This is a genomic window from Sphingomonas sp. Leaf67 (genome assembly GCF_001421965.1).
Lineage (GTDB): Bacteria > Pseudomonadota > Alphaproteobacteria > Sphingomonadales > Sphingomonadaceae > Sphingomonas.
In genome coordinates this window covers 85,621-98,647 of the sequence record NZ_LMLP01000023.1, presented here as the reverse complement: position 1 = coordinate 98,647, position 13,027 = coordinate 85,621, and the positions used below count along the sequence as shown (strand labels likewise).

The window sequence follows — 13,027 nt, the reverse complement described above, 5'->3', positions numbered from 1 at the left end:
CGAACGACAAGGCCCGCTACCAACGCCCCTCGCCCGTCACCCCTGCCCGCCACTCCGCGATCCGTCGCAACGTCGCGGGCGTCGTCCCCGCCGGCAGCGCGTCGGGATCGAACCACCCCGCCTCCGCCACCTCCAGCGCATCGCCCCTGCGCAGCGTGTCCGCCCCGGCCCGCACGACGTAGACGATGACGTGATCGTCCTTCCCCTCGCGCCGGCTGTGATAGACGCCGAGCACCCGTTCGACCGTCGCGCCTTCGATTGCGACTTCCTCGGCCAGTTCGCGGTGGAGCGCGTGCGTGATCGCCTCACCTTCTTCACGCCCCCGCCGGGCAGATACCAGCCATCGGTATAGGTGTGCCGCACCAGTGCGATCCGGTCTTCCGCATCGAGCAGCACCGCCCGCACCCCGATCGTACGCGGCCAGGTGACGCGCCAGACCAGCCGCGCCGCCCGTCCCAGCAATCGATGGTACAGCGCCATGCTATCCCCGGATCGGCCCGTCCCGCTCGGCCACCGCCTCGGCATCGGCGACGGCCGGTTCGTTCGCCGGGCGGATCATCAGGAAGCTGCCCGACCAGACGCCGGGAATGTCCCAGCGTCCGCTGATCTCGCAGCCATCCTCGCTCAACACCCCCGAATAGACGACCATGTCGGCATAGCCGGCGCTGTCGTCGTAGAATTTGCTGAAGGTGATCCGCGCGCCCTCGACATGCCCGTCGATCGCGGCGGCGATCAGCGCGCCGGGCGGCTGCGAATAGAGATCGGGTTCGTGGATCGTGCCGACGATCGATCCGCCCAGATCGGCGATGTCGGCTTCGAACGCGGTCGGCGGGTTGGTGTGGGGATAGTTGAAGATCCCGCTCCACTTGCCCGTAAGATCGCGGCTCACAACGTCCGCGCCGCTTCGACCAGCAGGACCGGCACCCCGCCGCGGATCGGATAGGCGAGACCAGCGGCGGTCGAGATCAGTTCCTGCGCCGCCGCGTCATGGTCGAGCGGCGTCCGGGTGACCGGACAGACGAGAATCGACAACAGCCAGGGATCGATCGTCGCCCCCTCGGGCGCGGTTCGTGCGGTCATTGCAGCGTCGCCTCTTCGTCATCGCCATGCCTGCCGAAGAATTGCATGAGCTGTACGATCAGTTCCGCCCGATCGGAAAGTGCATCGACCTCGAGCAGTGCCTGTTTGGCGGCGACGTCGAACGGCGCGATCTGGGCGATGCCGTTGACGAGGCTTTCGTCGTCCAGCCGCCCGACCGATTCCCAATCCACCGCATAGCCCAGCTGGTCTGCGAATCGCCGCGCCTCGATCTCCAGCGACGCGCGCTCGGCCAGCGCCAGCGTGGTGTCGCCCACGACCGGCAGGAGTTCCGCCTCGACCTGCCGGAACGGGGTGGTGACATCGAGTTCGCGCAGCACGCGGAAGCGCGACACGCCGCGCAGCACGATGTCGTAGCGGCCATCGGCCTGCGCCTCGACATCGACGATCTGGCCGACACAGCCGATATCGAACAGCGGCGGCTTGTCGGTATCGCTGCCGACCGGGCGCGGCTGGATCATGCCGATGCGGCGGTCCCGCGCCAGCGCGTCGGACACCATCGCCCGATAGCGCGGCTCGAAGATATGCAGCGGCAGGTGCATGTTCGGAAACAGCAGCGCCCCCGCCAGCGGGAAGACGGAGACGCGCGCGCTCATCCGAACAGGATCGCCGACAGCTTGCGACGCTGCTGCGACACCCACGGATCTTCGAGGCCGACCGCATCGAAGATCTTCAGCAGTTGCTGCCGCGCCGCATCGTCGTTCCACGCGCGGTCGGCGGCAACGATCTTCAGCAGCGATTCGGCGGCCCCGTCGCGGTCGCCCGCCGCCATCTGTCCGCCGGCCAGCCGGAAGCGCGCGTCGTAGTCGTCGGGGTTCGCCTCGACCTCGGCCTTCAGCCCTGCCAGATCGTCGACCGGCTGCGCATCGCGCGCCAGCGCCAGCGCGGCACGGACCTGTTCGATCGCGGGCAGCTTCGCCGCGTCCTCGGGCAGCACGTCGATCGCAGCCTGCGCCGCGTCGTGGTCGCCCAGCGCCATCAGCGCGCGGACGCGACCGGCGGCGACCACGGCGTTGTCGGGAGCAATATCGGCGATCTGGTCGAAGATCGACAACGCGCGCGCCGCATCGCCCTCGGCCAGGGCATCCTCGCCCATCGCGATCAACGGCTCGATATCGGGACCGCCCGCCTCGCCCGCCTGAACCGGCAACTGGCGCAGCAGCTGGTCGAGCATCTGCTTCAACTGGCTCTCGGTCCGGGCCGAGGTCAGGTCGGCGACCAGCTGCCCCTGAAACATCGCATAGACGGTCGGGATCGACCGGATCTGGAATTGCGACGCGATGAACTGGTTCTTGTCGGTATCGACCTTGGCCAGCACCACGCCCTTGTCGGCATAGGCGGCGGTCACCTTTTCGAGGATCGGGGTCAGCGCCTTGCACGGCCCGCACCATTCCGCCCAGAAATCGATGACGACCAGCTGCGTCATCGACGGTTCGACGACATCGCGACGGAATGCCTCCACGGCTTCCTTTTCCGGCGCGGTCAATCCTAGCGTGGCCAAGCGGCGATTCCTTATCCTGAAAGCGTGCACCCTATGTGGGCACGCCCGATGATTCAGAAAAGAGCGATTTAGGGGTTGCGCGATCTGAAACCCCCATCTAATAGCCCGCCTCACCCCAGCCGGTCACCCGGTTCGGAACGCCAGAGCGGGCGTAGCTCAGGGGTAGAGCACAACCTTGCCAAGGTTGGGGTCGAGGGTTCGAATCCCTTCGCCCGCTCCAGCGATTTCCGGTGAATGGAAGTCGCAACGAAGCCGTCGAAGCGACGGTCCCGCGCCTGACGCGGCTTCACCCAGCGCCGGTATGTTTGATCGATAGGCCTTTGCCCGGCCGATCGAATTTTCGATGTTGCGCTCGGTCGATCGTCGTTTCCGACCTCGACACCTGCACGGCCCATCTCCCGGACGTTATCGAGACAGTTACGAAAACCCTTCGTGCGTATCCCGGCGAAGGCCGAGGCCCAGTTGGGGTACGTCGGTAAACCACGGATAAGGGCCGATCGACATTCAGCGATACCCACGGAATTTCGTCATTCCCGCGCAGGCGGGAATCCATAAACGCCGACGGTTTGGCTCGATCCGCGACGCTGGCGCATATGGACTCCCGCCTGCGCGGGAGTGACGAAAGGGGATCGAACGCTATTCCTGCGCCCAGCGAACTGAATGTCGATCCCGCCTAGGGCCGATCGACTTCCGACGCGACATCCGGTCGCAGCTACGCCATCAACGAAACCATCGAACTCTAACCCAGCAACGCCGATCCCCCAACCCCCCGGCATCACCGCCACCGGCCCCGAACCCTTGCCAACCCGATCACCCCCGGCCAAACTCGCGCGGACGATTAGCGGGGACCCGATATGCAGCCGAACTGGATCATCCTCGCCGCGCTTCTCGCCCCCTTCCCCGTCGCAGCGCAGGAAACGCCCGCCAATCTGCCCCCCGCCATTGCCAGCAATGCGCAGGGCGATGTGTCGGTCACCATCTATAACGGCGATGTCGCGCTGGTGCAGGACGTCCGGCAACTCGATCTGAACCGCGGCACGGTGCGACAGGATTTCCCCGACGTCAGCGCACAGATCCGTCCCGAAACCGTCTCGCTGGCCGTTCCCGACACCCGCATCGTCGAACAGAATTTCGACTTCGACCTGCTCTCGCCCTCCAGCCTGATGGAAAAGGCGGAGGGCGAGACGATCACCCTGTTGCGTACCAATCCCGCCACCGGTGCCGAAACGCGCGAGCGAGCCAGGGTGCTGGCGGTCAATGGCGGGGTCGTGCTCCAGATCGGCGACCGCATCGAGGTGCTGCGCGACGACGGCCTGCCGGTGCGCGCGATCTTCGACAAGGTACCGCCGTCGCTGCGCGCGCGTCCGACCCTGTCGGTGACGCTCGACAGCAGCCGTGCCGGCACGCGGCCGGCGACCCTGTCCTATCTCAGCCGGGGATTGGGCTGGAAAGCCGATTATGTCGCGCTGCTCGACCGCAAGCGCGGCACGATCGACGTGCAGGGCTGGGTCACGCTCACCAACACCACCGGCACGACCTTCGCCAATGCCCGCACGCTGCTGGTCGCGGGAGAGGTCGGGTCGAACGACGAGGACGGCCTGTACCGTCCGCAACGCCCGCGCGCGCGGATGCAGGCCGGGACCGAAAGCGCGAACCGCGAACAGCTCGGCGACTTCTATCTCTATCCGCTGCCCGAACGCACCACCATCGCCGACAAACAGACCAAGCAGGTCAGTTTTCTCGACGTGAAGGGCACGCCTGCGACCAGCGGCTATCGCTTCGTCAATGGCTGGCTGAACACCGCCGAAAATCCGCGGAGCGCGCAGACCATCGTCCGGTTCAGCAACGCCGCGCAGGGGGGCCTTGGCGACGCGCTGCCCGCCGGCACCATCCGCGTCTATCTGCGCGACGCGCGCGGCCAGCCGCAATTCACCGGCGAGGCGGCGATCGATCACACGCCGCAGGGATCGAAGATCGCGCTTGCCACCGGCGACGCCTTCGACGTGAAGGTCCGCCCGGTCGTCGAAAGCCGCACCCGGATCGGCAGCAATCGCTGGCAGACGAAAATGCGCTACACGCTGACCAACGCCACCGCCGCGCCGGTGACCGTCGAGCTGGTACAGGGCGGCCTCGACTGGAGCGACACCCGCATCGTCGAACAGAGCCGCCCCGGCGAACGGATCGACGCCGGGCAGACGGTGTGGCAGGTGCCGGTCCCTGCCAACGGATCGGCGGTCGTCACCGCGACGTTCGACACGCGCTACTGATGCCGGCGTTCGAGGGCAGGCGACGCAGCGGGGAGGTCGCTCCGGGCGAGCGATCTGCCCGCGAGGTATCCGGCGCGCCGGTCGCGGTCGCGTTGCCGGCGACCCGGACCCGCCCGGGAGCGGTGCGACCGTGCTCGCCAGCGTACCCTCACGCAGGCGGTTGGCCAGAGCTACGGACGCAAGTGGTTGTATTGGCCGGCTCCGCTCCACCGCCCGCACGAGACCCCTGCGAACGCCACGAACGGAGCCAATTCCGCACCGTACCCCGACAAAGGCGAGATCGTTGCGAAAGTACCGGTTCCTGCCCCCTGCCGTACCCCCGCGCAGGCGGGGGTCCAGGGTTCCAAACGCAAACCGATGTTCTACCTGGCTCTGGACCCCCGCCTGCGCGGGGGTACGGCGCGTTTGTGGCTAAGCCTGCGACGTTCGCTGAGGTTTCACCTTCGCCGGGGTACGAACCAGCGGCGTTCGCAATGATCGCCCCCGTGCCGAAGGACGCCGACAACGCCCCGCAGGAACGGACCGCCCAAAACGGTCCCGAACCCATCCAAGGGAACGACCGCGAAAAACGCCATCGGTCGCACCGCACCACGCGGCGTCGGCTCACGATCGCGACCCTCCCGCTGCTCCTCGCCACCCCCGCCCTCGCGCAGCAGCTGCCGACCACGACCTCCCCCGCCCCGACGACGGTCGCGGTCACCATCTATCGCGCGCCGTATCGGCCGGCGCAGGGTGCGATGAACCTGCGCAACCTCGACGGTTATGCGCTGGTGACCGAGACCCGCCGCGTCAAACTGCCAAAGGGCCGCGCCGTGCTCCGGTTCGAAGGGGTGGCGGGCGGCATCCTCCCGGTCAGCGCGGTGATCGACGGCCTGCCCGGCGGCACGGTCGAGAAAAACCGCGACGCGCGGCTGCTCTCGCCCGCCGCGCTGGTCGACGGCACGCTCGGCAACCGGGTGACGTTGCGCCGTACCGACCGCGCCACCGGGACATCGCGCGAGGAACCGGCGACCATCGTGTCCGGTCCCGTCGGCGGCGTCGTGCTGCGCACCGCGAACGGCGTCGAGGCGTTGGGGTGCAGCGGCCTGCCCGAATCGCTGCGCTACGCCCGCGTGCCCGCCGGCCTTGCCGCCAAGCCGGTGCTGAGCGTCACCACCGACAGCCCGTCGAGCAGGACCGTCACCGTCCGCCTCTCCTACCTCGCCAGCGGTTTCGACTGGTCGGCCAGCTATGTCGGCACGCTGACGGGCGACCGGCTGAACCTGTTCGCATGGACCACGCTCGCCAACAGCAATGCCGAGGGGTTCGCCGATGCCGAGGTGCAGGTGGTCGCCGGACGGCTGAACCGCGAACGGATCGCGCCGATCGAGGCGGCGGCGACCCAACTGCAACTGCGCTGCTATCCGCTGGGCACGACGACGTCGGACCTGCGCGAGGCGACGTTCGAACCGGCGGAGGAGATCATCGTCACCGCATCGCGGATGGCCGTCCCACCACCACCACCGCCGCCCCCGATGCCGGCCCCACCGGCACCGCCCGCCCCGGCGGCACCCGAAAATCTCGGCGACCTGAAACTCTACCGCCTGCCCGGCCGCACCACCGTCGCCGCGCGGGGTCAGAAACAGGTCGCGCTGCTGCGGCAGGACGGGGTGCGCTATGCCCGCCTCTATCGCCGCCGCATTCCCGTCGGCCAGCCGCTCGACGCCGCGGCGGTCGACATCGTCCTGCGGGTGAAGAACGAGAAGGCGGACGGGCTCGGCATCGCGCTTCCCGCCGGCACCACCGCGCTCTACGCGCCGCGCGGCGACACCGCGCTGCTGGTCGGTACCGGCACGATGACCGACCGTGCGGAGGGGGAGACGCTGCTGATCGCCGCCGGCAGCAGCCGACAGGTGCTGGTGAACCAGACCCGCCTCGACGATCGTTCCGCGCGGCTGAGCGTGACCAACGCGCGCAACGTCGCGGTCGATGTCGAGCTGCCGCTCGGCTGGCCGAACTCCGGCGCCCGGGGCGATGGGCTGACGACGATCGACGGCATCCCGACATGGCGGACGACGCTGGCCCCCGGCGCAACGGCGACGCTCGACTACCGCTTCTGAACCACGTTCCCGCAGCCGCCCGCGCGATAACCGTTCGCGTCTTCCGGCACGCTGCCGCACTTCCTTGCGGGCGAGACCCCCTGCGAAATTGCCGATGGCCGATCATCTACCGTACCCCCGCGCAGGCGGGGGTCCAGGGCCCCGAACGCGAGCGATAGTTTCGCTTGGCTCTGGCCCCCCGCCTGCGCGGGGGTACGGAGAAAGTCAGGTTCCGGTCAGGACCTCCGCAAAGACTTCGCACGACGCGAAGGCAGCTTGCGGGGCGCCTGCACTACTAACCCGTTGAAAATAAATAACCGAACCGCCGCCACACCCCACAAATCGTGCAACCTTCGTCAACTTCCCGCCGTCGCCGCCATCGTCACATAATCGAGCTTGCCCGTCCCCAGCACCGGCAGCGCCGCCACCACCCGCACATCGCGGGGCAGTGCCAGTTCGGCGATGCCGTTCGCCCGGCCCCATGCCGACAATGCGCCCGCCCCCGCGCCAACCTGCGTCGTGAACAGCACCAGCTGCTCGCCCTTCCGGGCATCGGGCCGCGTCACCACCGCATGTTCGCCCTGTGGCCAGACCTTGGCGGCATAGCCCTCGACCGCCGGCAGCGAGACCATTTCGCCGCCGATCTTGGCAAAACGCTTCGCCCGTCCCCGGATCGTCACGAAGCCGGCATCGTCGATGGTGACGATATCGCCGGTATCGTGCCATCCGTCCGCCGGCGGTTGCACCACGCCGGGTGCCTCGACCTTCAGATATCCGGCCATGACGTTCGGCCCGCGGATCGCCAGCCGTGCGCCTTCGGTGATGCCCGGCACCGGTTCCAGCCGCGCCTCGATCCCCGGCAGCAGCCGCCCGACACTGCCCGCGCGGAAGTGCATCGGCGTGTTGACCGCGATCACCGGTGCCGCCTCGGTTGCGCCATAGCCTTCGAGGATGCGCAGCCCGAACTTCTCGGCATAGGTCGCCCGCGTCTCCGGCCGCACCCGCTCCGCCCCGGCAAAGATGTAGCGCAGCGCATAGAAATCATAGCCATGCGCCATCCGCGCATAGCCCGACAGAAAGGTATCGGTCCCGAACAGGATCGTCGCATTGGCGTCGTAGGCCAGTGCCGGCACGATCCGGTAATGCAGCGGGCTGGGATACAGCACCGTCTTCACCCCCGACAGGATCGGCAACAACGTGCCGCCGGTCAGCCCGAAGCTGTGGAACACCGGCAGTGCGTTCAGCACCGTATCCGCCCGGTTGAAATCGATCCGGGAGGAGAGTTGCAGGCAGTTGGCCAACAGGTTGCGGTGGGTTAGCACCACCCCCTTGGGCACGCCCTCCGACCCGCTGGTGAACAGGATCACCGCGGGCGCGTCCGCCGACACCCGCAACCGCCGGTGCAGCCGCCCCGCCATCCGCGACCGCACCAGCGCAACGAATTTCGCCCCTGCGCCGATTCCCTCGCGAAGTTCCTCCAGATAGCGGATGGCGATCCCGTCGCCGACCAGCCCGGCGACGACCTCGCCCAGCTTGGCCTGCTCGACGAACGCCCGCGCGGTGACGATCGTCCTTATCTGCGCCGCCGTACACGCCACCCGCAGATTGGCGAGGCCGGCGGTATAGTTCAGCATCGCCGGCACCCGCCCCGTCGCCTGCAGGGCAAAGAAGGTCGCGACCACGCCGCCCACGTTGGGCAGCAGCACGCCGACCGCCTCGCCCTGCGCCGTCCCCGCCGCCAGCGGCCGCGCCAGCGCCTGCGTTCCGGTGACGAGGCGGTCATAGGTCAGCGGCACGCGCTGCACATCCTCGACCACGGCCATCCCCGCACCATGCAGGTGCCGCGCATCGATCAGTGCGTCGTACAGCGTCCGGTCGGTATCGGACGTGGCGAAGATCATCTCGCTCATCACGTCGTACAGCTGCCGCCCGGCGATCGCCCGCCGCTCGCGCGCGCTCAATCCATGCGGCAGGTCGAAGCGGCGCGGCGGCAACACGGTCAGTTCGATCCTCGGGAACCAGTGCAGCCGGGCCTTGCCCTTCAACCGGCTGAAGCGGGTATATTGCGCCCCGTCGATCCGGACCGGCACGATCGGCGCGTCGGCGCGGTCGGCGACCATGCCGGGGCCGTCGAACACCTTCATCAGTGCGCCGGTGACGGTGATGCGGCCTTCGGGAAAGATCACCAGCGTCCGCCCCTCGCGCACCGCCTTGACCATCGCCTTGGCCGACATCGGGTTCGTCGGATCGACCGGAAACGCGTCGAACAGTTTCAGCAGCGGCTGCATCCACCATGCCCGCGCAAAGCGGCTGTGGATCGCAAAGGTCGGCTTGCCCGGCAGGAACGCGGCCAGCAGCAACCCGTCGAGGAACGACACATGGTTGACCACGACCACCGCGCGCTCGCCGGGCAGCGGCATGTTCTCCGCGTCGTGCACCTTCACCCGGTACGCCAGCCGCAGCGCGCCGCGCACCACGGACTTGAACACCGTTTCGGGCAGCAGCCAGCACGAGATCAGCGCGATCGACAGCGTCGCGAACCCCAGCGCGCCGAAAATGCCAGGCACGCTGCTCCCGCCCGCCAGCATCGCCGTCACCACCGCGACCATCACGACCGTGACGATGGCGTTGATGATGTTGTTCGCGGCGATGATCTGCGACCGCTTCCCGGCCGGACTCCACGTCTGGAGAATGGCGTAGAGCGGCACGACGAACACCCCGCCGCTCAGCGCAATACCGGCCAGATCGATCAGCAGATGCCAGCTACCCGGCGTCGCCACGAACGCGGCGATATCCGCGCCCGGCGTTTCGACCACGAACCGGCCCGCCGTTCCCCATGCATCGATCAGGAACACCGCCAGCCCGATCGCGGCGATCGGCACATAGCGCGCCGACACCTCGCCCTTGAGCAGCCGGTTCACCAACAGCGATCCGACCGCGACGAACAGGCTGAACACCGCAAGGAACAGCGTGACGACCTCCGGCGCGGCGTTGAGCGTTCCCGCGACCAGTGGCGCGAATTCCGACAGCACCACCGCCCCGACCGAAAAGAACCAGCTGATCCCGAGGATCGCCAGCCACACCCCGCGCCCGCCATGCGCCGCGCGCAGGATCGCGGCGGTGCTGCGAAACGGGTTAAGGTCGATCCGCAGTTCGGCCACCGCCGGGGGCGCCGACGGCACCGCCAGCGCCGCCACGAACCCCAGCACCGCCACGCCGAACGCGACCAGCCCGGCCTCCCATGGCGGGATGATCCCGCCCAGCAACTGCCCGGTCAGGATCGCGATGAACGTCCCCGCCTCGACCAGCCCGGTGCCGCCCATCAGTTCGTGGGCGCGCAGATGCTGCGGCAGGATCGAATATTTGACCGGCCCGAAAATGGTCGAATGCACCCCCATCAGGAACAGGCAGGTCAGCAGCACCGGCACCGATTCGAACCAGAACCCGACCACCGCCAGCGCCATGATCGCGATCTCGGCCGCCTTGACCGCCCGGATCAGCCACGCCTTGTTCCACGCATCCGCCATCTGCCCGGCAAGGCCGGAAAACAGGAAATAGGGCAGGATGAACAGCCCCGTCGACACCGTCGCCAGCGTCGCCGCCCGCGCCGGATCGGCCCGGTACAGCGTGAAATTGGCAAGGAACAGCAACGCGAATTTCAGCAGATTGTCGTTCATCGCCCCCAGGAACTGGACGACGAACAACGGGGCATAGCGGCGCTTGGTCAGCAGCGAGAAATCGGGTGCGGACATCCATTCCCCCATCGGGATTGCCCAACCCGGGAACAGGCACCGGCCCGCCCCCGAATCACGGCGACGCGATCAGCCTAGCATAAAAATAACAGTGTTCAATAAATCAATTCGACCGTGTCGGATCGGTCATCGGATCGGCCATCTCGCGGGGGGTCGGCAGGCGGGCGACCGGCAGCGAACCGGTCTGGCGCTCGATCATCCGGTGGACGCGCGGCGGCGCGTTGCCCCGGTGCAGCGCCAGCAACGCGACGCTGTTCGCGTGATCCGCCTCGGTCCGGCGCTGGTTGTGACGGATATATTCGAGCCACGTCGAGACATGATACCGCTCGATCCACAGCTCCGGATCGTTCAGGTCGCGCAGCAACGCCCAGTGATGCGCGCCGTCGCGGCGGCGGATGCGGCGCCGTTCGTTCATGACGTTCAGGAAACCGACGACATCCTTCGGCGCGATCCGGTAATCGATCGTCACCACCACCGGCCCCGATCGCGCCTCGACCGGCACTTCGGTATCGGGCGTCTCCCACCCGCGCGGCGCAAGGCTCGCGGTCTCGATATCGCGCAACGGCAGCTTGAACCCGGCGGCGACGCTCAGCATCTGCACCGCCGCCGCCGCCAGCAACGCGATATGGACCCCCGATCCTTCGGCGACCGATCCGAACAGCCAGCTGCCGATCGTCATGCCGCCGAACGCGGCCATCTGGTACAGCGCCAGTGCCCGCGCCACGACCCAGCGCGGTGCCGCCATCTGCACCGATACGTTGAAGGTGCTGAGCGCCGATACCCAGCCCGCGCCGGCCAGCACCAGCGCCGCCATCGTCAGCGGCAGGACCGGGCTGACCGCCGCGATCGCCGCACCGCTCGCCAGTGCGGTCGCCGCCACGCGGACCAGCCGCTCGGGTGCCCAGCGCTTGCGCAGCCGCACGCTGCCCAGCGCGCCGATCACTGCCCCGCCGCCGAATGCGCCCAGCAGCGCGCCATAGGTCAGCGGTCCGCCGGTGACGAGGTCGCGCGCGACCAGTGGCATCATCGCCGGCACCGCACTCGCCGCGACGCCGAACAGCGCGGCCCGGATCAGCACCGTCCGCAGGCTTGGCGACATGCGGACATAGCGCACCCCCGCCGCCATCGCGAGGCCCAGCGTCTCGCGCGGCAAGGTGCGCGGAGCATAGTCGGGCTTCCACCGCGCCAGCACCGCGATCAGCCCGATATAGCTCAGCGCATTGGTCAGGAACGCCGCCGCCGCACCCGCGACCGCGACGATCGCCCCGCCCAGTGCCGGGCCGACGCTGCGTGCGATATTGAACCCCATCGAATTGAGCGCGACCGCACTCGGCAACACGCTGCGCGGCACCATGTCGCCGACCGATGCCTGCCATGCCGGCCCATTGATCGCGGTCCCGCAGCCGATCAGAAAGGTGAACGACAGCAGCAGCCACGGGCTGAGCAACCCCATCCACGCGCACACCGCCAACGCGACCGACACGGTCAGCATGAACCCCTGCGCCGCCAGCATCACCCGCCGCCGGTCGAGATTGTCGGCCACCGCCCCGGCCCAGAGCGACAACAACATGATCGGCAGCGTCGTCGACGCCTGCACCAGCGCGATCATCTGCGGCGATGCCGCCAGCGAGGTCATCATCCACGATGCGCCGACCGACTGGATCAACCCGCCGAAATTGGACGCCATCGATGCGACCCAGATGGCCCGGAAGATCGGGATCGACAGTGGTGAGCTATGCGTCGCCGTCGTGGTCGTTACGGTTGAGGTTGCCATGGCCGATGAATGCGTCGCGCGCCGCTTTGTGCCAAGCCGCTTGTGTCGGACCCGCGCGGCGGCGATGGGAACGCGATGCGCGATCCTTTTACCCTTGACGCGACCGGCGCGACGCTGACGATCCGCGCCACGCCGAAAGCGTCGAAGACGGCGGTGACGGGCGTGGTAGCGTTGGAGGGCGACGCGACCGCACTCGGCCTGCGCGTCGCTGCCCCGCCGGTCGATGGTGCGGCGAATGACGAAGTCGTGCGGTTCGTCGCGAAGCAACTGCGGGTCGGGCGTAGCGCGGTGACGCTGGTCGCAGGGCAGACCAGCCGGGTGAAAAGGCTGCGGATTGCGGGGGATGCGGTAGCGCTGGAAGCGGCGTTGCGGACACTCATCCCTTAATCGTCATTCCCGCGAAGACGGGAATCCATACACGCCGACGCCGCGACTCCATCGCAATTGTCAGCGGCAATGGGTTCCCGCCTGCGCGGGAACGACGAAATTGCCTGCTCGTCTTCCCTGTCCACCTCGTCATCCCTGCGAAGGCCGGGATCCATTGTGTCAGGCGCTAT

General features: G+C 68.1%; 10 protein-coding genes and 1 tRNA gene. 4 read left to right on the top strand and 7 right to left on the bottom strand.

The window, feature by feature from the left end; translation table 11 throughout:
* Positions 1-16: 16 nt before the first annotated feature.
* From ASE90_RS20770 to ASE90_RS16365, 5 genes are all read right to left on the bottom strand, one after another.
* Positions 17-340: an NUDIX domain-containing protein gene (locus ASE90_RS20770; protein ID WP_414889394.1), complete on the bottom strand. Its 324-nt coding sequence runs from the start codon at positions 338-340 to the stop codon at positions 17-19.
* 141 nt (positions 341-481) lie between these two features.
* Positions 482-889 (bottom strand): hypothetical protein, encoded by a 408-nt coding sequence (locus ASE90_RS16380; RefSeq protein WP_056003307.1) that lies wholly within the window; start codon positions 887-889, stop codon positions 482-484.
* The gene (locus tag ASE90_RS16375) at positions 886-1,080 is read right to left on the bottom strand and encodes a Trm112 family protein (RefSeq protein WP_056003304.1); all 195 of its coding nucleotides are present in this window, start codon (positions 1,078-1,080) and stop codon (positions 886-888) included. The genes ASE90_RS16380 and ASE90_RS16375 overlap by 4 nt, the downstream gene beginning before the upstream one ends.
* Complete coding sequence (locus tag ASE90_RS16370) at positions 1,077-1,694, bottom strand: LON peptidase substrate-binding domain-containing protein (RefSeq protein ID WP_056003302.1); 618 nt, start codon at positions 1,692-1,694, stop codon at positions 1,077-1,079. The genes ASE90_RS16375 and ASE90_RS16370 overlap by 4 nt, the downstream gene beginning before the upstream one ends.
* Complete coding sequence (locus ASE90_RS16365) at positions 1,691-2,599, bottom strand: tetratricopeptide repeat protein (RefSeq protein ID WP_414889378.1); 909 nt, start codon at positions 2,597-2,599, stop codon at positions 1,691-1,693. Before ASE90_RS16365 ends, ASE90_RS16370 begins: the two co-directional genes overlap by 4 nt.
* Positions 2,600-2,744: 145 nt before the next feature.
* Here ASE90_RS16365 and ASE90_RS16360 point away from each other — a divergent pair.
* From ASE90_RS16360 to ASE90_RS16350, 3 genes are all read left to right on the top strand, one after another.
* Positions 2,745-2,819: transfer RNA gene (locus ASE90_RS16360), tRNA-Gly, on the top strand.
* A 634-nt stretch (positions 2,820-3,453) separates the two neighbouring features.
* Complete coding sequence (locus tag ASE90_RS16355; RefSeq protein WP_056003294.1) at positions 3,454-4,866, top strand: DUF4139 domain-containing protein; 1,413 nt, start codon at positions 3,454-3,456, stop codon at positions 4,864-4,866.
* 473 nt (positions 4,867-5,339) lie between these two features.
* Entirely contained in the window at positions 5,340-6,965 is a 1,626-nt protein-coding gene (locus tag ASE90_RS16350) for a DUF4139 domain-containing protein (RefSeq protein ID WP_056003291.1), read from the top strand.
* Positions 6,966-7,300: 335 nt separating this feature from the next.
* Here the strand turns inward: ASE90_RS16350 and ASE90_RS16345 are convergent, their stop codons facing one another.
* Both ASE90_RS16345 and ASE90_RS16340 read right to left on the bottom strand, forming a co-directional pair.
* Complete coding sequence (locus tag ASE90_RS16345; protein ID WP_235531884.1) at positions 7,301-10,696, bottom strand: acyl-[ACP]--phospholipid O-acyltransferase; 3,396 nt, start codon at positions 10,694-10,696, stop codon at positions 7,301-7,303.
* A gap of 103 nt (positions 10,697-10,799) precedes the next feature.
* On the bottom strand, positions 10,800-12,470 hold the full coding sequence (locus ASE90_RS16340; protein ID WP_056003288.1) for an MFS transporter: 1,671 nt from the start codon (positions 12,468-12,470) through the stop codon (positions 10,800-10,802).
* 75 nt (positions 12,471-12,545) lie between these two features.
* Here ASE90_RS16340 and ASE90_RS16335 point away from each other — a divergent pair, with 75 nt between their 5' ends.
* A complete protein-coding gene (locus tag ASE90_RS16335; RefSeq protein ID WP_056003606.1) occupies positions 12,546-12,857 on the top strand; it encodes a DUF167 domain-containing protein in 312 nt (103 codons plus the stop codon).
* Positions 12,858-13,027 lie beyond the last annotated feature (170 nt).